This is a genomic window from Streptococcus agalactiae ATCC 13813, assembly GCF_000186445.1.
Classification (GTDB): Bacteria; Bacillota; Bacilli; order Lactobacillales; family Streptococcaceae; genus Streptococcus; species Streptococcus agalactiae.
The window spans coordinates 1491460-1511021 of the sequence record NZ_GL636070.1 but is presented as its reverse complement, the minus strand read 5'-3'; the positions used below and the strand labels follow the sequence as shown (position 1 = coordinate 1511021).

At 30.5% G+C, this 19562-nt stretch carries 19 protein-coding genes and 1 pseudogene; 18 read left to right on the top strand and 2 right to left on the bottom strand.

Going from position 1 to position 19562, the window contains the following annotated elements; genetic code table 11:
- Positions 1 to 72 precede the first annotated feature (72 nt).
- From HMPREF9171_RS03480 to HMPREF9171_RS106245, 17 genes and pseudogenes are all read left to right on the top strand, one after another.
- Entirely contained in the window at positions 73 to 1410 is a 1338-nt protein-coding gene (locus HMPREF9171_RS03480) for a S8 family peptidase (protein ID WP_000719506.1), read from the top strand.
- Between the two features lie 76 nt (positions 1411 to 1486).
- Positions 1487 to 2185 carry a response regulator transcription factor gene (locus tag HMPREF9171_RS106175; RefSeq protein ID WP_000276750.1) on the top strand — a complete coding sequence of 233 codons (699 nt, stop codon included), beginning with the start codon at positions 1487 to 1489 and terminating at the stop codon, positions 2183 to 2185.
- Positions 2163 to 3506, top strand: a complete 1344-nt coding sequence (locus tag HMPREF9171_RS106180; protein ID WP_000977993.1) for a sensor histidine kinase — start codon at positions 2163 to 2165, stop codon at positions 3504 to 3506. The genes HMPREF9171_RS106175 and HMPREF9171_RS106180 overlap by 23 nt, the downstream gene beginning before the upstream one ends.
- Positions 3507 to 3695: 189 nt before the next feature.
- Positions 3696 to 4397, top strand: a complete 702-nt coding sequence (locus HMPREF9171_RS106185) for an ABC transporter ATP-binding protein (protein WP_000452012.1) — start codon at positions 3696 to 3698, stop codon at positions 4395 to 4397.
- On the top strand, positions 4390 to 5127 hold the full coding sequence (locus HMPREF9171_RS106190; protein WP_000181737.1) for a lantibiotic immunity ABC transporter MutE/EpiE family permease subunit: 738 nt from the start codon (positions 4390 to 4392) through the stop codon (positions 5125 to 5127). The genes HMPREF9171_RS106185 and HMPREF9171_RS106190 overlap by 8 nt, the downstream gene beginning before the upstream one ends.
- Entirely contained in the window at positions 5105 to 5791 is a 687-nt protein-coding gene (locus tag HMPREF9171_RS106195) for an ABC-2 family transporter permease (RefSeq protein ID WP_001033677.1), read from the top strand. The genes HMPREF9171_RS106190 and HMPREF9171_RS106195 overlap by 23 nt, the downstream gene beginning before the upstream one ends.
- Before the next feature lie 347 nt (positions 5792 to 6138).
- Positions 6139 to 6306, top strand: coding sequence for a gallidermin/nisin family lantibiotic (locus HMPREF9171_RS106200; protein WP_001058290.1), 168 nt, complete (start codon positions 6139 to 6141; stop codon positions 6304 to 6306).
- Between the two features lie 240 nt (positions 6307 to 6546).
- Positions 6547 to 9522 (top strand): lantibiotic dehydratase, encoded by a 2976-nt coding sequence (locus HMPREF9171_RS106205; protein WP_000400478.1) that lies wholly within the window; start codon positions 6547 to 6549, stop codon positions 9520 to 9522.
- Entirely contained in the window at positions 9515 to 11311 is a 1797-nt protein-coding gene (locus HMPREF9171_RS106210) for an ABC transporter ATP-binding protein (protein WP_031912841.1), read from the top strand. The genes HMPREF9171_RS106205 and HMPREF9171_RS106210 overlap by 8 nt, the downstream gene beginning before the upstream one ends.
- Positions 11304 to 12581, top strand: a complete 1278-nt coding sequence (locus HMPREF9171_RS106215; protein WP_000344171.1) for a lanthionine synthetase C family protein — start codon at positions 11304 to 11306, stop codon at positions 12579 to 12581. The genes HMPREF9171_RS106210 and HMPREF9171_RS106215 overlap by 8 nt, the downstream gene beginning before the upstream one ends.
- A 1-nt stretch (position 12582) precedes the next feature.
- Positions 12583 to 13299, top strand: coding sequence for a NisI/SpaI family lantibiotic immunity lipoprotein (locus HMPREF9171_RS106220; RefSeq protein ID WP_001226539.1), 717 nt, complete (start codon positions 12583 to 12585; stop codon positions 13297 to 13299).
- A 267-nt stretch (positions 13300 to 13566) separates the two neighbouring features.
- The gene (locus tag HMPREF9171_RS106225) at positions 13567 to 13971 is read left to right on the top strand and encodes a sigma-70 RNA polymerase sigma factor region 4 domain-containing protein (protein WP_000878635.1); all 405 of its coding nucleotides are present in this window, start codon (positions 13567 to 13569) and stop codon (positions 13969 to 13971) included.
- A 349-nt stretch (positions 13972 to 14320) separates the two neighbouring features.
- Positions 14321 to 14422 (top strand): hypothetical protein, encoded by a 102-nt coding sequence (locus tag HMPREF9171_RS1000000114225; protein WP_306341358.1) that lies wholly within the window; start codon positions 14321 to 14323, stop codon positions 14420 to 14422.
- 53 nt (positions 14423 to 14475) lie between these two features.
- Positions 14476 to 16269, top strand: a complete 1794-nt coding sequence (locus tag HMPREF9171_RS106230; protein ID WP_000740018.1) for a recombinase family protein — start codon at positions 14476 to 14478, stop codon at positions 16267 to 16269.
- A gap of 27 nt (positions 16270 to 16296) precedes the next feature.
- Positions 16297 to 16587, top strand: a pseudogene (locus HMPREF9171_RS106235) (helical hairpin domain-containing protein); the annotation flags it as partial.
- Positions 16588 to 16704: 117 nt separating this feature from the next.
- Positions 16705 to 17442: an acid phosphatase AphA gene (gene aphA, locus HMPREF9171_RS106240; protein WP_000757296.1), complete on the top strand. Its 738-nt coding sequence runs from the start codon at positions 16705 to 16707 to the stop codon at positions 17440 to 17442.
- Between the two features lie 320 nt (positions 17443 to 17762).
- Entirely contained in the window at positions 17763 to 18281 is a 519-nt protein-coding gene (locus HMPREF9171_RS106245; protein ID WP_001267095.1) for a ClbS/DfsB family four-helix bundle protein, read from the top strand.
- A 128-nt stretch (positions 18282 to 18409) separates the two neighbouring features.
- Here HMPREF9171_RS106245 and HMPREF9171_RS1000000114135 read toward each other — a convergent pair whose 3' ends face one another.
- Positions 18410 to 18598, bottom strand: a complete 189-nt coding sequence (locus tag HMPREF9171_RS1000000114135; protein ID WP_001875973.1) for a TetR-like C-terminal domain-containing protein — start codon at positions 18596 to 18598, stop codon at positions 18410 to 18412.
- 28 nt (positions 18599 to 18626) lie between these two features.
- Complete coding sequence (locus tag HMPREF9171_RS1000000114130; RefSeq protein WP_001876114.1) at positions 18627 to 18935, bottom strand: TetR/AcrR family transcriptional regulator; 309 nt, start codon at positions 18933 to 18935, stop codon at positions 18627 to 18629.
- 181 nt (positions 18936 to 19116) lie between these two features.
- On the opposite strand from HMPREF9171_RS1000000114130, the gene HMPREF9171_RS106255 reads away from it, so the two are divergent.
- Entirely contained in the window at positions 19117 to 19446 is a 330-nt protein-coding gene (locus HMPREF9171_RS106255; protein ID WP_000944931.1) for a YSIRK-type signal peptide-containing protein, read from the top strand.
- The last annotated feature ends 116 nt before the right edge of the window (positions 19447 to 19562 follow it).

Below are 19562 nucleotides of genomic sequence, written 5' to 3'. Positions count from 1 at the left end.
AATATTGAGTACTCTGAAGAAATTCTGAAATAAAATTGATAAAAAGGAATAAAAAACTAAGGAGATGATATTATGAAAAAGATAGGCTTATTGTCGAATGTTTTTATATCATTGTTTATTGTTATATTAGCTAGCGGTTCTGTGTCATCAGGAGTAAGTGCTAATGAAAATAAGGAAATTAGTTATAATGTTTTAGTTAGTGAAAATAAATCTATTGAGGATGTAGAAGATGTTTTACAAAGTCAAGGAATTAAAGTTACTGATAAAATACCTGAAATAAATTTTTTAACTATTTCTACCGAAAAAAGTGAAGATACAATAAAAAAAGAAAACTCTAATTATATTGATGACATAGTTATAGATAATACTATGACTGTAAAGCCTAATATTACTTATTTGTATGGGGACAAGGTTTATACAAATACTAATTTAGATTTTTGGGGAAATCAGTGGGATATGCAAAAGAGTATTAGTACTGGAAGTAAATTTCAACATAAGTCTTCTGGTAAAGCAACAATTGGTGTAATAGATTCTGGTATTACATATGATAATCCAGATATTTATTCACACATTATTTCAGTACAAAATTTCACATCAGATTTGGAAACAGGAATAGTTGATAACCAAAATGTTGTAGATAAAATTGGCCATGGGACCTCTGTTGTGGGACAAATTTCATCAAGTGGAGAATATTTAGGGATAGCACCTGACATGAAAATACGAATGTATCGTGTTTTTGATGAAGGGAATGCTCAAGACCAATGGATTCTCAAAGCGCTCATTCAAGCAGCAAAAGATGATGTTGATGTTATTAACCTTAGTTTAGGAGAATATTTGTTAAGAGATTCCACTGATGAAGATGATGATACAGCTTTGATCAATATCTATCAACGGGCAATTAATTATGCTCATAATCAAGGTTCCGTTGTCGTTGCTTCAGTAGGTGATGAAGGGATGGATTTACAGAATCAAGATGAATTAAAAAACTATCTTGGTAGTTTAAGAGGAAAAGATTATAGTCAAGTTGATGGAACTGTACAAGATATTCCGGCTGAATTAGACAATGTTGTTACAGTTGGTTCAGTAGATGATAATGATCTTGTATCTAGTTTCTCAAATCAAGGGAATGGCGACATTGATATCTATGCAACAGGAGGTGGAAGTCAAGCGCTTTCTAAAGTAGGATATGATAAATGGGTAGCTGATAAATTATATGAAAAAGAATGGATTCTTGTTCCAACGCTTGAAGGAAAGTATACATATGCATATGGGACTTCAATTTCGACTCCTAAAGTCTCTGCAGCTTTAGGATTGATTATAGAAAAGTATAATTTGAAGGACCAACCAGATGAAGCTATTCGAATTTTATATGATAATTGTTTTCTTAGTAATAATGGAAACAATGGATAAATTAGGCTACTAAATATTACAAATTTTGTGCAATAATAGTGTAAAATAGTAGTATGAGATAAAAGAGGTACCTAGTATGTATAAGATTTTGGTAGTTGATGATGATTTTGAAATTGTAAAATTGATGCGAACAATTTTAGAAATGAAAAACTATAATGTGACGACTTATCAAGAAGTTAGGCTTCCTATAAAAATAAGTGATTTTGATGGATTTGATTTAATATTGCTTGATGTTATGATGCCAAATGTTGATGGTCTGCAAATCTGTAAACAGATTCGTAAATCAGTATCCTCTCCGATTATTTTTGTCAGTGCAAAAGATTCTGAAGATGATATTGTATCTGGCTTAAATCTCGGTGGTGACGATTATATCACAAAGCCATTTAGTGTTAATCAACTAGTTGCTAAGGTTGCAGCGCATTTAAAACGAGAAGAACGTTATAGAAATGCTGAATCTAATGAATCTGTTATTCGAGAATTATTTCCACTAACATTTTACCTTCAAGAAAAACTCGTGTGTGTTAATGGTGAAGCTATTTCTCTTACTAAAAGGGAATATGATATTTTAGAGCTATTATCTAGTAAGACAAATAAGGTTTATACAAGAGAAGAAATCTATGAATGTGTCTATGATGATGAAGCAGATGCATTATTTCGTTCAATTTCGGAATACATTTATCAAATTAGAGTCAAGTTTGGTCCCTATGGAATTAATCCCATTAAAACAATAAGGGGGATGGGATATAAGTGGAATGATGAAAAGGTATTCAATTAATAAGCGGATTTTAAGGACAGTTCTTGAAATAGTGATTGGTACAGTTGCAAATGTTATTATGTTGCTTGTATTGAGCTACGTTCTTATTTTTACAGGTCAGTTGAACACATATGGAACAGACTATCATATTTCAATTAGTGATAGTAAATCTGCTAACGGTATTAAGAATCAAATGGATTATTCTGTCTTTGATTATGTATTGTTTGATAGCGATAATGGCGAATTGGTCTCTGGAAATTATCAAAAACAGGATTTACAACATTATAAAGAAGTTTTTGATACTGGAAGTTCGGTTAGCGAGGGTTCTATATTGTTTACAAAATATGAAAACTCAGATTTTATTTTGGTTATTAGAAGACCAACAATGCCCGAATTTGTAAATCGAAACTTTCGACATATTTCCTATAATTTAGTCTCTTATTTGTTTTTTATAGTGCTAGAATTATTACTCATCTCTATCTCTGTTATTAGGCTCTTAAGAGAATTTACAAAAAATTTTCGTCTAATTGAAAAAATATCTCTGAATATGGGAATACCAGGAATGGATATTGGACGTAAAGAAACTGCAATCTTAGAATGTAATAACATTTTATTGACGCTTTATCAAAAAGACGAAGAGTTGACAAAGTTATTAGAAATGGAGAAAAAAGATAAAGAAGATTTGTCATTTCAAGTTGCTGCATTAGCACATGATATTAAAACACCATTAACTGTTTTAAAGGGGAATATCGAGTTGCTTGAGATGACTAATCTAGATGAAAAACAATTAGATTTTATGTCCTCAATGAATCATAGTGTTGGTATATTTGAAAAGTATTTTAATTCAATGGTTAATTACTCAAGATTGCTAATTGAGGATAAGAATTATCAGGAAGATATTGAATTATCAAAATTTCTTGATGAATTATCATTAGAATGTCGAGATATTATGTCTTCAAAAAAAATTAATTTTCAAATAGTTAATGAATCCCATACCAGAGTGATTAAAGGAAATCGTCTCAACTTAGATCGAGCTTTGATAAATATCTTATCTAATGCGACTAGATTTTGTTCAGAAGAGGGCAAGGTGGTACTGACTATATCTGAAAGTTCCAACTTTATCAGTTTTGAGATTTGGAATAATGGTTTACCATTTACAGAAGAGTCTCTTAAAGATGGAGGAAAACTTTTTTACACAGAGAATAAAGGAAGAAATGATAAGCATTACGGAATAGGACTTTCATTTGCTCAAAAGATAGCTATGAGACATCAAGGTCAATTAATACTCTCAAATCCACAAAATGGTGGTGCACAGGTCACTTTATTAATTAAAAAATTTTAGGGGCTGGTCAAAAAGCCTAATATAAACAAAACCGCATGAAATCTTTCATTTAAAAACGTTGATTTTATGCGATTTTTTATTTCGAAAATTTGAAAAAATCAAAGAGATATCGACTTTTTGCTCAATTTTTTTCTGAACAAATACTGAAATTTCTTTTGTATTATAATAAAAGAAATGGAGGCAGAAAAAATGGAAGTTATCATTCAAAATCTAAGAAAAAGCTATAAAGACAAAGAGGTTTTAAAAGACGTTTCATTTAAAATTGAAGAAGGTACTATTTGTGGTCTTCTGGGAGTAAATGGGGCTGGGAAATCCACCATTATGAAAATTCTTTTTGGGTTAGAAAGAGCTGATAGTGGAGAAGTCATTTTCAATGGAAAGCATAAGGATATTGTAGAAGAAAATAGATTTGATATTGGAGCGTTGATAGAATCTCCTGCTATCTATTTGAATCTTTCTGCATTTGACAATTTAAAAACACGAGCATTGCTACATGATATTCCAGATGAAAGAATTTATGAGGTACTTCAGTTGGTTGGTTTATCTGATACTGGAAAAAAGAAGGCAGGGCACTTTTCATTAGGAATGAAGCAACGACTTGGTTTAGGAATGGCAATTATTACCAATCCTGATTTATTAATTTTAGATGAGCCAACTAATGGTCTAGATCCAGATGGGATAAAAGAATTGCTAAATTTAATTAGGGATCTAAAAAAATCTGGAATGACAGTCCTCTTGTCCAGCCATCAACTAAGTGAAGTCAGCAAAATTGCGGATCAAATCGTTATACTGAATCAGGGCAAGATTTTTTACGATGATATTAATAAGAATTCAAATGATTTAGAAAAACTATTCTTTAGAATTGTCCATGGAGGTGATGGAAATGACTAATATTTTTAAATCTGAGTGGCTGAAGCAAAAATCTAGTTCTGATAAAAAATTACTAATCCTTATTCCTTTGCTAGCAATTTTTATAGCTTTCATACTAGCAGGACCTCTCAATTTAGAAAGTTTTTCAATTTATTGGTGGGAGGGAGGATTCCTTTTCACTCTCCTTGGGTTATTGTTTTTAGCTGATTATAGCGCGGAGGAGAATGCAGGTGCGTTTCAAAATATTAGCTTGGGTAGATATACGTTTACTATTTATTTAGCGAAGATACTGTTGAAGTTCAAGGATGTTTTGATTTCAACCTTTATTTTTACGATAATATTTTATGGCATCTCATTTCTTTTTTCAGGTGTGATATCAGTAGACATTGGTAAAGATTTGATTTGTTTATTACTTATTGGTGTTTCTTCTGCTTGGGTATTACCACTATTATATTTTCTAGCAAAGTGGATAAATCCCTACTTGTTGTTGGCTACAAATTCTCTTATTTGCTTATTAGTTGCTCCTCTAATAGCTCAGACATCGGTTTGGTTCATATTTCCTTATACTTATCACTATAAAATTGCTTATGCTCTTTTACATTTAAAACCCTCAGGTGATTTAGAGGCAGCATTAAGTGGAGTTGAAATATCGACAATTTTAATATCAGTATCTCTTTCAATCTTAGTTTTTGTGAGTTTCCTTAGTTTGTTGAAGTGGAGGATAACTAATGAACAAAATTCTAAAAAGTGAGTTGCTAAAGTTGAAAGGCTCTCTTACTTTAAATCTTATTTTAATTTTATCAATTATTCAATTATTCACAATTCCTCTTTATTTACAGTTTACAAATAATTCAGTTGTAATTGAAAATATCATTTTTTTACCTATGTTAGGATATTGTATATTAGCATCAATTTTCTCTATTTTTCTTCATGAACAAGAGGAAAAAGCAAATTTCTTTCAAAATATTAAAAGCGAAAAAAATAGTGGAATTATTTGGGGAATAAAGCTTATTTCGACAGACTTACTTATGGTTTTATTGGGAGTTCCAGTTTGGATAGTGGTAGGAGTTGAATTTAATAGACTCTCTTACTTTGCGTATGTTGGTGTGATTACTTGGTTATTATTAGTCTTACTTAACCATTTCCATATGTTACTTAGTCTTATCATGGGAAAGGGAGGGAATCTAGTAATTTCTTTTATCGAATGTCTGTTTATTATATTTGCAACCAATAAAGTATTTTTAAATAACTTCTGGTTGCCTATCGTTTTACCTGTTAATATGATCCTAGAAATTGGGAAAAATGAAATTTTTATGATTCTAGTATACTTAATTGGTTTTATCATATTATCGTATTTTTGTAATTTAGCTGTTATGAATAATGTTGAAATTCAAAAAATATGTAAAAAGAGGTAAATTGGTTAGAGGTCACTAAAAGAGTAGAATACAACAAAATTCAATAGATAAAAAGCGAATGACAGCATATTTTGAAATCTAAAGATTGCAGATCATCCGCTTTTTATGTCTATTTTATTATCTTTTCAAGACAGTATTGTTCATGATATTTTAAAAATATCAGACTTTTTCAGCAGTTTCATTGGTCAACTATCTTTTTATTTAATTGTCCAGAGTATCAGTATAAATATTTCATGCATTCTAAATAAAAAATTTGTTCATTCTCTATAATTATGAACAAATTCTGAACTAGGTATCTTACAATATATTTGTTCGAACAAAGAAAAAATAATTGGAGGAATTTTATTATGAACAATGAAGATTTTAATTTGGATCTTGTCACAATCTCAAAGGAAAACAACTCAGGAGCTTCACCTCGGGTAACTAGTAAATCATTATGTACTCCTGGATGTAAGACGGGTATTTTGATGACCTGTGCAATCAAAACTGCAACTTGTGGTTGCCATTTTGGATAAAATTTATTTGTTTAGTAACTATCTTTTTGCAAATCTTGACTAAGAAAGAAAGGGACTCTATATCTTTTCGAGTAAGGTCCCTCTAAATATTAGAATATTTGTTTAGGATATTACTCTTTAGACGAATATGTCTATTGCTAAAATAAAGGTAGTGGATAGTAGTCTACTACCTTTATTTTTATAAATTTCCAAAATAATATTTGAAGATTTATAAAAATAATTTAGAAGTTGGAGCTGCTAATGGAACATAAATATACTACAAATAATTTTTTGGTTCGTAATGCAATCATTGGAATACATGAATTGTTGGAATGTGATTATAATTCATTTTTAGAAACTATAAGAGAGAATAAGATATTCCAGGAGCAACTATTTGTAGCCAGCAGGAGTTTATATGAATCGCTTCAAAAATATTATAGTGGTGATTCAATGAAAAGGAAAAAAATCAACCAATTATCAGAATCTGTATATAAATATTATAAGCGTAGTAAGGAGCGCTCAACACCATTTGGTTTATTTAGTGAAACTTCAATAGGTTCATTTTCTTCTACAGAGAAATTAAACTTGAATGGAAAAACATTAAAAAAAGTACTCTTGGATTCAGAGTGGTTAATACGTCTAGTTTTTAAGATTGAGAAGGAATATTCTCGAGAATTAGCCTATAAAATAAATCCAGCCAACTATCAATTTGGAGATAGAGTTGTTCAATTGTTTTCTATAAATGATACTAAAATTGAAGAAGTCAACATAAAGTTCACTAAAGTTTATCAACTTATTGATGAGCTTTGTTGTGATAAATATGTATATTTTAACTGTATTATAGAAAAACTTGTTGAATCCTATGGTGAAGAGTATCGAGATATTGCAACATCATATATCATGAGTTTGATTGATAGTCATTTTCTAATTTCAAATATTAATTCAGAATTAATAATGAATTTTAAGTTTGAAGAATTCATTTCTAAAGTCAAAGAAATCGATAAGCAAAATCTTTATTATTTTAAACTAATAGCAATTAGCAACTTAATTGTTGAATATTCTGAATTGGAAATTGGGGATGGGATTGAAAAGCTTAAAGAAATCTACAAGTTAATGTCATCGTTAGTTGAAACCCCTAATTTTCTTCAAATTGATCTTTATAATGATGGTCAAATCCAATTAGGTAATGAAAATAAAACTCAGATAGTAGAATTTGCTGAGTTTCTAGTAAGTAATTCAGATCATGTAAAGCGTACTTATTTAGATGATTATAAAGAAAAATTTTTAGATAAGTACGGAGTAAATAGAGAAGTTCAGTTGATGGAGTTGTTTGATTCTAATTTAGGAATTGGTTCTCCATATGGATATCAGCACCCCAAAAATGATTTCTGGGAATCTTCGCCTTCTACTGTATATTTTAGTGAAAAAGAAGAATTAGAATATCTCAATAATTTTGAAAAAGCCTTAGAAACAGGTGGAAATATTCAACTTTATAATGAAGAAGATTTTTTTAATCAAGACAAAGATAAAATCAATCTAGGATTTGAGTTGTTCTTTTATGTTAATAAAGTAGATGGTAAAAGCGTACTAAGCTTAACTAATACAGGATGTTCTAAGAATTTAGGAGCTAGCTCAGGCAGGTTTTCTATTCTATCAGATAAATTGGAACATTATCATCAAACTATCACTCAAATTGTTGAAAACAATAATCACGTATCAGGGTATAACTCTTGTGAAATAACATTTTTACCAGAGAATCTTCGTCATGCTAATGTTATGCGCACAACAAATGTCAGAGAAAAAGTATTATCACTTTTTACGAATATGGATAAGAGAAGTCAAATTTTATCTGATATATATATTGGTATTGATTCTAAGAATAGTTTTTATGCTAGAAATTTTAAAACTAAGGAACTCTTAAAATTTTATAGTACAAATATGTATAACCAAATGATGTTTAGCAATGAATTACGGTTTTTATGTGAGATAGCTCAAGAAGATCATTTCGGAATATTCCCTTGGGAGATGGTTTATCAAAAATTTTCTCATATTCCTAGAATAGTATTTAAGGACATTATTGTTGCTCCTGAACGTTGGAGGCTTAGTGGAAGGATGTTGTCGAAGGATATTCATCAGATTATTCTTGAAAACAATCTTCCGACAAAATTGTATGTTGATAACAGTGATAATCGAATATTAATTAACCGTAATAATCCACTAGATAATCAACTTTTTGAAGATATTGTAAGAAAAAGTAGTAATAAAAATGAAGAATTATGTCTATCAGAGTGTATTTTTGATTCACACCTTGTAGAGAAGGAATCTACAACTCATATTTCTGATATAGTTGTTCCAGTATTTGCTAAGGATGAAATTAAGGAACCTAGGTACATAAAAGAAATATTACCAGAGGTTATTCCGACAAATGTTAGACAGAAAATACCATTTGATGAATGGCTCTACTTTAAATTGTATATGTCGGCAGATAGGCAAGAGGAATTTCTTTCGGATATAATGCCTCGAATTTTGAAGTTAGTAAATTTAGATGATGGGATGAGCTTCTATATCAGATATACTGATCCAAAATTTCATATCCGACTAAGGATAAGAACGCAGAATTTATATAAAAGTTTTGAAAAAATTCAAGAGATTTTTCAACTCTGCATACAAAACAAGTTAATATCAAATATAGATATTTCAACGTATGACAGAGAAATCGAAAGGTATGGGGGACTAGAAAGAATTCCTTTGGTAGAAGAAATTTTTTGTCTAGATACTGAAATAGTCATCAATTCATTAAGTTTAATTCGGCAGAAAAGATTAGATTTAACCCTAGATGATTTAGCAATAATATTTAACTACTTTTATCTCAAATCATTTTTTAAAGATAACAATAAAGAAATAATACAATTTTTAGAATTTGCTTGTCCAGAGCATTTAGACAGCCAAAATAGAGATAAAAATAGGAATACTGCATTAATTGATTTGTACTTAATAAAGGGATATTTAATAAATCTTCTTCCAGAACTATCTAAACTATGTCAAAGACTTAAGAAATTATCAGACAGTTGTATTCAATTATCAGATGACTATACATATATCATTTATGATAGTATCATTCATGTACACAATAATCGCTTATTTGGTATAAAGAGAGAAAATGAGACTAAGATTTATGCTATAATTCGCGGATTGATAATCAGTGAAGAATTTAGAAATGGGCACAATCATGGATAAATTTACACTAAAAAATTTTTTTCAAACAATTTTGACAATTCCTAAAACAATAAGATTAATTTTTCGAATAGAAAGAAAATATGCTAGCTATCTAATAATTTTAAACATATTACAATCAATAATTCCTTTAGCAAGCTTATTTATCTATCAAGAATTAATCAATGCTGTTTTAAAAAAAGGAAGTAACATTTTTTCAGTATTAATTGTCTATATATTAATGCAAATGATGCTATCAATACTAAGTCAGTTAAACTCATATATAAGTGAGAAATTTAATATGAACTTGTCCTATAATCTCAATTTGAAGTTATTGAAAAAAACATCATCTCTAAATTTAATAGATTTTGAACAAGCAGATACATACAATCTCATTGAAAATATTGTACAAGATAGTACATATAAGCCGTTCCAACTTTTCAATGCTATCATTGGTGTGATTACAGGGTTTCTATCTTTATTAACAAGTATTATTTATGTGTCCACTTGGAATGTGGCAGTATCGACTTTTTTACTGATAATTCCTGTTATTTCCTTAGTAATTTTTATGCGTGTTGGCCAGCTAGAATTTTTGATTCAATGGGAGCGAGCAAATTCGGAGAGGGAAGTTTGGTACATCAATTATCTTCTTACTCATGATTTTTCATTTAAAGAGATTAAACTAAATGGTATTAGTCAATATTTCATTGATAAATATGGAACATTGAAAAGAAATTTTATGAATCAGGATTTGAATATTTCGAAAAAGAAAGTTCTTTTCAGAGGAAGTTTGGATATTTTATTGAATTTTATTAATGGTATAGCTATTTTTATGATGATACAGTCAATTCGAAGCGGTAAACTTTTAGTAGGTAATTTTGTAAGCCTTATTCAAGCAATAACTCGTGTAAATACCTACTCACAATCTATGATCCAAAATACTTATATCATCTATAACACAAGTTTATTCATGGAACAATTATTTAAATTTTTTGATATGGAAGTAAGTAATATTTCAATTCAGAATAGTAGAATCTCAAGAATTGAAAAGCGCATTGACAAAATAAAAGTCAATAATCTCTCTTTTATCTATCCAGGAAGTGTCAAAAAAACTTTAGAGGATATTAATGTTGAGTTTAATAAGGGTGAACTTGTAGCAATTGTGGGGAAGAATGGTTCTGGTAAGAGTACCTTAGTAAAATTACTATCGGGATTATACCAACCTTCAGAGGGTCAAATATATTATAATAACGAATCTAGTGATGTCCTAGACTTGAGTTATTATCAAAATAATGTTTCTGTTCTTTTTCAGGACTTTGTGAAGTTTGAATTATCTGTGAGAGAAAATATTGGCCTAAGTGATGTAAACAGTATATCTGACTCCAAAATAAAGAAACATATTGATAACTTAAAATTAAATTTCTTAACCGCAGAAAACAATTTCAACCTTAATCAACGTTTAGGGACCTGGTTTAACGATAGTAGACAAATTTCAGGAGGACAATGGCAAAAAGTAGCATTGGCTAGGACTTTCTTCAAGAATGCAAGCATATACATTTTGGATGAACCAAGTTCAGCGCTTGATCCTGTTTCAGAGAAAGAAATATTTGATGAATTTGTAACTCGTTCTAGAGATAAGATTGCTTTGTTTGTGTCACATAATCTAATGGCTGCGAGTAGAGCAGATCGAATTATAGTTATGCAAGATGGACGAATTATTGATGAAGGAAAACATGACGACCTTATAAGTAAATCTAAATATTATAGGGAACTTTACTATTCAGAAAAGTACGAGGAGGAGTCTGATGGATGAAAATAAAGTTATTATTGATTTATCTGAGAAAGTATTTGCTAAATTTGATGAGCAGTTAAAAAGATATGCTGAACAACCGAATTATGATTTATTGACCTTGTCTTCTGGTTTACCTGGATTGATATTATTATCTTCAGAATTGACAAGTTTAACTAGTGAAAGAAAATACTCCGCTAGAACGGGTAAATATGTTAACTTTATGGTTAAACAAATGAGAAATTATGGTGTTTTATCGGATTCTTTATTTTCAGGAGTTTCTGGAATTGGAATAAGTATACTTCATTTAGTTGAAGAACACCCAGAATATCATAACTTATTGATTAGTTTTAATGAGTACATTAAGTACTATACGTTAAGTAAGATTGAAAATATAGATATTAAGAAAATCTCTCCTACAGATTATGACATCATAGAAGGAGTATCTGGAGTATTAGTTTATCTTTTATCTCAGGAGCAAGATGAAAATGATTATATAATAAACAGAATTATCAATTTCTTATCTGAGTTTTCACTAAAAAATTCTACTTTAACAGGCTTCTATGTGGAATCAAAGAATCAAATGTCCAAGACAGAGTCTAAGCTTTATCCGTTAGGATGTCTAAATTTTGGTTTAGCACACGGCCTTGCGGGTGTTGGCGCAATGTTGTCTTATTCAAAATTAAAAGGCTATTCTAATGAAAAATCTATTGCAGCAATCAAAAAAATTATAATGTTATACGAAAAACACGAGTTAAAAAATTATATGTGGAAAGAGGGATTAAGCGATATTGAACTAAAGAAAACAGAAAAAAGCAATTTACAGTATGAATTTATTCGAGATGCGTGGTGCTACGGTAGCCCAGGAATTAGTTTACTATATCTGTATTCAAGTTTGGCTCTAGAAGATAAGAAACTAAAATCTAAAGCTTGTAACATCTTGAAAGCATCCATCAGGAGAAGTAATGGTTTGGAACAATCTATTTTATGTCACGGATTTTCTGGAGCAATTGAGATTTGCCTATTTTTTAAAAAAATTTATAAAACAACTGATTTTGATGACTGTATAAAATCTCTTAAGGAAAAGTTAATTAGTGATTTTAGAGAAGACATGACATATGGTTTTAATACTACCGCGGAATTTGAAAATATAAAAACAAAAGATAATCTTGGTTATTTAGATGGAATAATTGGAATTCTGTTAACAATGATCGAACTAAATAACTTAAAGGTTACAACAAATTGGCAAAGGGCACTCTTATTATTTGATGATGTTATAAAGGAGGTGAAGTAGCATGAGGAAAATTTTATTTAGCTTAGTTGTTCTTATTGGAATTTGTACTTTAGTTGCATGTAGATTGGTAGACAATAAAACAATAGAGTTTCATGATCAATCATTTAATCAATTTACATATAAAGGAAATGATTATACAATCATGAATCAAATTGTTGATGAAAATGATCTAGGTACTGTGAAGGAATCTTTTTTTAAAACATTAGTAATTGATAGAAATAGCCAGAAAGTTGTTACTAAAAGTAATAGTGATACAGTATCATTAGCATATAGTGGGCTCTATAATTTTAGTGATGGTTTAGCTATTTCTATAAATGATTCTTATTATAAGGTTTCTTTGAGTTCGGATGTGCAATCCAATAATGAAATGCTGAGCTTGGAAGAGTTCAATAATAATTCAGCAGGTGGGGAACTTGCAATTGATCCATCTGATTGTAGGATAGTTAAATTTAATAATAAAAAATTTCGTATTTCATCTGATATTGTATCTGATGATAAACTAAAAGAATTTCTAGGAGTAATAGCAGATTCAAAAACATTTATTTTGAATACGGGACAAGAAATTTCTAAATCGGAACTAAATAAAATAGATTATTCTGGTTCTAATTCTAATGAAAAAAGAGAAGTTTGGGATTACGGAGAAGTTTATTTGTTAGCAGAAGAAGGAACCATAGCTGTTGAGATTAATAATGAATTTAGAATAGCGCGCATAGAATAAATTATAGATTATCTAGGTATTACATTGCTTATATAGCAAAATATCTTATTGTTACCTACTAAACAGAAACTTATTAAAATATAGATCAGCAAGTTCAGAAGAGCTTGCTGTTTTTTGGTACATATAATTTTTTTTGGAACAAGAGCACCATATTTTCACTCTTATAGTGAGGAGAACTCCTTGATTTGATAAAAGTGAGAAATAGCTATGGTTGAGATAAGGAGCCCTCCTTTTATGACTAAGAAAAAATCATAAACGGAGACTGAAATGAAATATTATATTCACGTTAGAGGTAGTAAAATCCCCGTAACAGAAACGGTTTATAAAAGCTACTGGCAATTGGTCAATCACGAGAAGTATCTGAATAGAAAAGATAGGAAATTTGGAGTATTACCTTTTTCATCATTTGAAGTAGATGGGTTACTGCTAGCAAATGTACTGCCTGATACAACTGTTGATGTTGAACGTTTTATAGAAAACAAGCTCCTTATTGAGCAACTAAATGAGGCTTTATTAACCTTATCTGATAAAGAGTTTAAAATCATTGATGCTCTGTATTTTAGAGAGCATACCATCAGAGAAGTAGCAATAGAGCATGAGATGTCTGCGACTAGTCTATTTCGGATGAGAAATACAATTTTGGACAACCTACGAAAATTTTTTGAAAAATAAGGAAACAGGAGACTAAAAAATTCACTCTTTATAGTGAGAGGAATTTTTAGTCTCTTTTTGCCCTTTGACAATTGAATAATTCTAGGTGGGACTTTATTTATTTGTTGAGCAATAGAATGTAATGCGCCAGGAAATGAGCGGAAATCATTTATTCAAAAATAGGATGGTGACCTATCTGCCATGACACAAATAATGATAATGATACTTCTGACCGTTCAGGCTGCCAACGTAAAAGGACAGCGGGTGAAATTCCCATGATTGATATAACCAGTCATACCCACAGAGAATAACTAAGAGTAACATGTTATCAGGAGGGTAAGTTTTGGAACAATCAGTAGTAAAATATAGTATGCAACTTTCAATGCTTAATTTTTTATATTCCAGAAATATGTTGACTAAAAAGGAATATGAAAAAATTAAAAATAGACTGCGCATTAAGTACACAAATTAGCTGACCTTTTGATTTGAACGCGGTAATATAGAATCAAAAGGAGGAATTTCAGTATGAAAAAAAATAATGTTGAAATAATAAAAGCTGATTCTTTAGTTCGTCGTAGAGGCGACAATTTCGAAAGAGAGTCAAAAAGGGTTGCTGCTTATTGCCGAGTTAGTTCTGATAGCGAAGATCAGAAGAACAGCTATGAATCTCAGGTGAGACATTATAAAGATTATATCTCTCAGCGGTCGGATTGGGAACTGGCAGGTATCTATGCAGATGAGGGGATTTCAGGAACACAAGTAGGAAAGAGACAAGATTTTCAACGATTAATAAATGATTGTGTAAATGGAGAAATAGATTACATTGTCACAAAGGCAATTGCTAGATTTGCCAGGAATACCCTAGATACTTTGAAATATGTCAGAATGTTAAAAGATATGCAAATTGGAGTATATTTTGAGGAAGAAAATATAGATACCCTAACAATGGATGGAGAATTGCTTTTGACTATTCTAAGCTCCGTTGCACAGCAAGAAGTAGAAAATACATCTGCTCATGTGAAAAAAGGATTAAAAATGAAGATGCAACGTGGTGAATTGATAGGGTTTCAAGGATGCTTGGGGTATGACTATGATGTAGAAACCAAGCAACTTTCAATCAATAAAAAAGAAGCCAAAATAGTTCGCTATATCTTTGAAAGGTACTTAGAAGGTATTGGAGGAAAAGTAATTGCAAGGGAACTTGATGAACTAGGTTACAAATCGCCGAGAGGATTAGATCATTGGAATGATACAACAGTCTTAGGAATCATAAAGAATGAAAAATATAAAGGCGATATTCTAATGGGCAAAACTTTTACAGTGGATCCAATAAGCAAGAGACGTTTAAGTAATTTTGGTGAAGAAGATAAGTACTACATCAAAGATAATCATGAACCTATAATATCTAAAGAAGACTTTGAGAAAGCTCAGGAGATAAGACTTCGTCGAGCAGGAAATAAGAAGACTGCTGCAAATGTAAATGGCAAGCGTGAACGCTATTCAAAAATGTATGCTTTTAGTAGCATGTTAGAATGTGGTTTTTGTGGTTCAATATTATCTAGAAGAAGTTGGCACTGCCGTTCAGATTATCGCAAGGTTGTGTGGCACTGTGTTACATCGATAAAGAAAGGAAAGAAATTTTGTAAGCATAGTAAAGGATTAGAAGAGCTCGCTATTGAGGGGGCTTTCATGGAAGCTTACAGAAAACTTTATCATTCAAATGAAAACTTAATGACAGACTTACTTGAAACGATTGAATCTGAATTGAATGACAATAGCCTTAATAAGGAACTAAAAAGGATTACAAACAAACTTCGAACATTACTAAAAAAAGAGGAAAATCTTGTAAATCTAAGGCTCGAAGGGAAAATTAGCGATACCATATACAATGAAAAGTACAATGAAATTTCCTCAGAAAAAGAGTTTCTAGCAGAAGAGAAGGTAAATATTGAAACAACCTTAAAATCAGAAATCGATGTAAAGAAAAGACTAACTGAGTTTAAGCACTTGCTATCTTCACAGAAAATGCTTACGGAGTTTGATCGTGCAGTTTTTGAAAGTATTGTTGAGAAAATTATTGTAGGTGGAGTTAATAGCGACGGAGAAATTGATCCTGCAATGTTAACCATAATATTCAAAACAGGTGAAACTCAAAACAAGGATGGTAAACAATTTAAAAGTAAACGTAAAAATGCTAAACTAGAAACAGATAAATTGTGTCCTCAAAACAGTGACGAGGATAAAAAATTGTATTCTCAAGGAACAGACTACACATGTGGAGTGTGTGGCTCTGCTCGTAAAAGCCTAGAAACTTTTTAACGAAAGGAATATTAAAAAGCCTTAGATAATCGACTGACCTATTACCAAAAAATCGAAGGGGCTCTACTTGCCATTGCACAAACACCAGGAAATAGTTTGCCAACTATGCAGCTGTTAGATGAGTTAGTTCTTCCAAAAGACATTACCATAGCAGATGTCAGTCAAAGTATCCAAGAATTTGAAATAGAAAGAGATGCCCTTCAAGAATTTTTTGACGATATGCTGAAGACTTATACAACCTACCAAGAAATGAAAGATTATATTAAATCTCGTGAAGCGAACACTCCTAAGCAAGAGACAGAAGAAAAATCACTTTGAAGACTGTAGACTTAACATAAGTAAAAAATAACCATATATGATATCGCTTTCATTCTTATGTTTTTTGTGATAAACTAATTAAAGAAATAATTTTTATACTTTATTATGGAGGTTCTTATGAAGAAAGTGTTAGTGAGTAGTCTTTTGGTTTTAGGGATTACGATAACGTTACAAACAGTAGTTGAGGCTAAGGGGCCAAAAGTAGCTTATACACAAGAGGGAATGACTGCTCTTTCGGACACAAATAAAGATAAAGTCACTACTATTTCTATTGACGAGATTCAAAAAAGCTTAGAAGGTAAGAAGCCGATTACTGTTAGTTTTGATATTGATGATACACTGCTTTTCAGTAGTCAATATTTTCAATATGGTAAAGAATATGTAACTCCTGGATCGTTTGATTTTCTTCATAAACAAAAATTCTGGGATCTTGTTGCAAAACGGGGAGATCAAGATTCCATTCCCAAAGAATATGCTAAAAAATTAATTGCTATGCATCAAAAACGAGGAGATAAAATTGTTTTTATAACAGGTAGGACAAGAGGGTCAATGTATAAGGAGGGCGAGGTTGATAAAACAGCTAAAGCCTTAGCTAAAGATTTTAAATTAGACAAACCAATTGCTGTAAATTATACAGGCGATAAACCTAAAAAGCCATACAAATATGATAAATCATATTATATTAAGAAATATGGTTCAGACATTCATTATGGAGATAGTGATGACGATATTCATGCAGCTAGGGAGGCCGGTGCTAGACCAATTAGAATTTTAAGAGCACCTAATTCTACAAATCTACCTTTACCAGAAGCTGGAGGCTACGGTGAAGAGGTTCTCGAAAATTCAGCTTACTAGTATCTTTATTAGTTAACATAGTATTATCTATCAATTTTTAGATTTGTAATAAGAAGTGCTAAAAAAGTAGCAAATCAATGATATGCTAATAAGGGAAGTTGGAGTAGTTTAGATTGATTATTAATGACTGATCTTCTCCCCTCTCGGTAACAAGAAGTTTTTCTAACAAATGCCTGTCTAAAAAAATTGAATCATAATTTTTTAATAACTCTTTTGGCGTGAACAAGGAATTTGTAATCAGTCATCTAATTCTATAATACAATACTTTGGGGTTGTTTCCGTATCATTATTAATAATATGTATCAGAAAGGAGATGTTTTTTGAGAGTTTATGAAAATAAAGAAGAGTTGAAAAAAGAAATAAGTAAAACATTTGAGAAATACATTATGGAATTTAATAATATTCCAGAGAATCTAAAAGATAAAAGAATTGATGAAGTTGATAGAACTCCAGCAGAAAACCTTTCTTATCAGGTTGGCTGGACCAACTTGGTTCTTAAATGGGAAGAAGATGAAAGAAAGGGACTTCAAGTAAAAACACCATCGGATAAATTTAAATGGAATCAACTTGGTGAATTATATCAGTGGTTCACAGATACCTACGCTCATTTATCTCTGCAAGAGTTGAAAGCAAAATTAAATGAAAATATTAATTCTATCTATGCAATGATTGATTTGTTGAGTGAGGAAGAATTATTTGAAGCGCATATGAGAAAGTGGGCTGATGAAGCGACTAAAACAGCGACTTGGGAAGTGTATAAGTTTATTCATGTAAATACGGTTGCACCTTTTGGAACTTTCAGAACTAAAATCAGAAAATGGAAGAAGATATTATTATAAATTATATTTTTAACTTTAAAAAATTTCATAAAAATGGTTACCAAAGGCGATAGAAGAAAAAACTATCGTCTTTTTCTTTATAAAGTATTAGATGAGGAAAAGAAATATTATTTTTTCTAATACAAATATTAAATTCTCACGACAGATGTAATATATCTTGCTATTTCTTCAGGCTCTTCAGTAAAGTCATGATCTATCCAATTTAAAATAATACTTTCAATTGTTGAGATATAAATACCAAGAGCGAAAGAATATGGAACTTGATATGCTGTTTCCAGTTGTTTTTGTAAGTCTGGTATATCGGAATGTGTAATCATCTCTTTGATATAGTTTTTAATTATGTTGTCAATATTCGGAAAAAACAAAGGATTTAATAATTTCTTTATTTATATACATATAGCTAAGCATCTCCTTTAAGACCACTTCTTCATATAATAAATCATTATTTAAAATTTTTGTGATATCATCAAAGATTATTAAAATAGACTCCCTAAGGAAGTCTTCTTTTGAATTGTAATGATTATAGAAAGATCTTCTACTAAGTCGAGCTTTTTTTGCTAAATCGCTAACTTTAATTTGCTCAAAGCTCCTCATCTTTAACAATTCTGAGAAAGCTTTTAAAAATTTTAAATTAGTGTTATCTGAACTTACCAATATACTATCACCTTTATATAAAATCTTAAAGTTATAAATCTTATCGAATGTGATTATACAATACAAATTCAAATAATAGTTCACATTTATCGAGATAATGTAAAACAGTAAAACTTTAAAAAAGTAAAAATAGATAACTTTATTGGTTAATCTATTTTTACTTTTGAAAAGGAGAGAAGTTATGCTTAGGAAGTATAAGCAAAGAAATTATAATGTCGCACATACGAAACAGCGTTTTTCGATTAAGAAATTCAAATTTGGTGTAGCATCGGTATTAATTGGATTGACATTTCTAGGAATGAGTAGTCATTCTGTTTTGGCGGATGAGTCAAGCATTATGAGTACTGAGGTACCACAAACAGCTGGTGTAAAACCGGAAGTTACTGTTACACAGCCTACTTCAGATGTAACAAGTCTTGCGACAGATACGTCAACTTCAGCAGTGTTATCAACAGATGCATCTCATTCTAATCCTACAGAATCAGCGGAGCATGCTGTAGGATTAGAATGAGATGCATCTGTTCCAGTGACACACGAAAAAGAAGCAAATAAAACATTGCGAGTTACTTCTTCTTCCACATCTGAATTCACAGAGTGGACTAATGTCAAATAAGTAGACAGAAAACT

Excerpts from the sequence above, each read along its gene's own strand:
- HMPREF9171_RS106205 (WP_000400478.1), top strand. The coding sequence starts at position 6,547 with ATGGAACATAAATATACTACAAATAATTTTTTGGTTCGTAATGCAATC.
- HMPREF9171_RS106185 (WP_000452012.1), top strand. The coding sequence starts at position 3,696 with ATGGAAGTTATCATTCAAAATCTAAGAAAAAGCTATAAAGACAAAGAG.
- HMPREF9171_RS106215 (WP_000344171.1), top strand. The coding sequence starts at position 11,304 with ATGGATGAAAATAAAGTTATTATTGATTTATCTGAGAAAGTATTTGCT.
- HMPREF9171_RS03480 (WP_000719506.1), top strand. The coding sequence starts at position 73 with ATGAAAAAGATAGGCTTATTGTCGAATGTTTTTATATCATTGTTTATT.
- HMPREF9171_RS106220 (WP_001226539.1), top strand. The coding sequence starts at position 12,583 with ATGAGGAAAATTTTATTTAGCTTAGTTGTTCTTATTGGAATTTGTACT.
- HMPREF9171_RS106230 (WP_000740018.1), top strand. The coding sequence starts at position 14,476 with ATGAAAAAAAATAATGTTGAAATAATAAAAGCTGATTCTTTAGTTCGT.
- HMPREF9171_RS106255 (WP_000944931.1), top strand. The coding sequence starts at position 19,117 with ATGCTTAGGAAGTATAAGCAAAGAAATTATAATGTCGCACATACGAAA.
- HMPREF9171_RS106175 (WP_000276750.1), top strand. The coding sequence starts at position 1,487 with ATGTATAAGATTTTGGTAGTTGATGATGATTTTGAAATTGTAAAATTG.
- aphA (WP_000757296.1), top strand. The coding sequence starts at position 16,705 with ATGAAGAAAGTGTTAGTGAGTAGTCTTTTGGTTTTAGGGATTACGATA.
- HMPREF9171_RS106210 (WP_031912841.1), top strand. The coding sequence starts at position 9,515 with ATGGATAAATTTACACTAAAAAATTTTTTTCAAACAATTTTGACAATT.
- HMPREF9171_RS106225 (WP_000878635.1), top strand. The coding sequence starts at position 13,567 with ATGAAATATTATATTCACGTTAGAGGTAGTAAAATCCCCGTAACAGAA.
- HMPREF9171_RS1000000114135 (WP_001875973.1), bottom strand. The coding sequence starts at position 18,598 with ATGATTACACATTCCGATATACCAGACTTACAAAAACAACTGGAAACA.
- HMPREF9171_RS106195 (WP_001033677.1), top strand. The coding sequence starts at position 5,105 with ATGAACAAAATTCTAAAAAGTGAGTTGCTAAAGTTGAAAGGCTCTCTT.
- HMPREF9171_RS106200 (WP_001058290.1), top strand. The coding sequence starts at position 6,139 with ATGAACAATGAAGATTTTAATTTGGATCTTGTCACAATCTCAAAGGAA.
- HMPREF9171_RS106190 (WP_000181737.1), top strand. The coding sequence starts at position 4,390 with ATGACTAATATTTTTAAATCTGAGTGGCTGAAGCAAAAATCTAGTTCT.
- HMPREF9171_RS1000000114225 (WP_306341358.1), top strand. The coding sequence starts at position 14,321 with ATGCAACTTTCAATGCTTAATTTTTTATATTCCAGAAATATGTTGACT.
- HMPREF9171_RS106180 (WP_000977993.1), top strand. The coding sequence starts at position 2,163 with ATGATGAAAAGGTATTCAATTAATAAGCGGATTTTAAGGACAGTTCTT.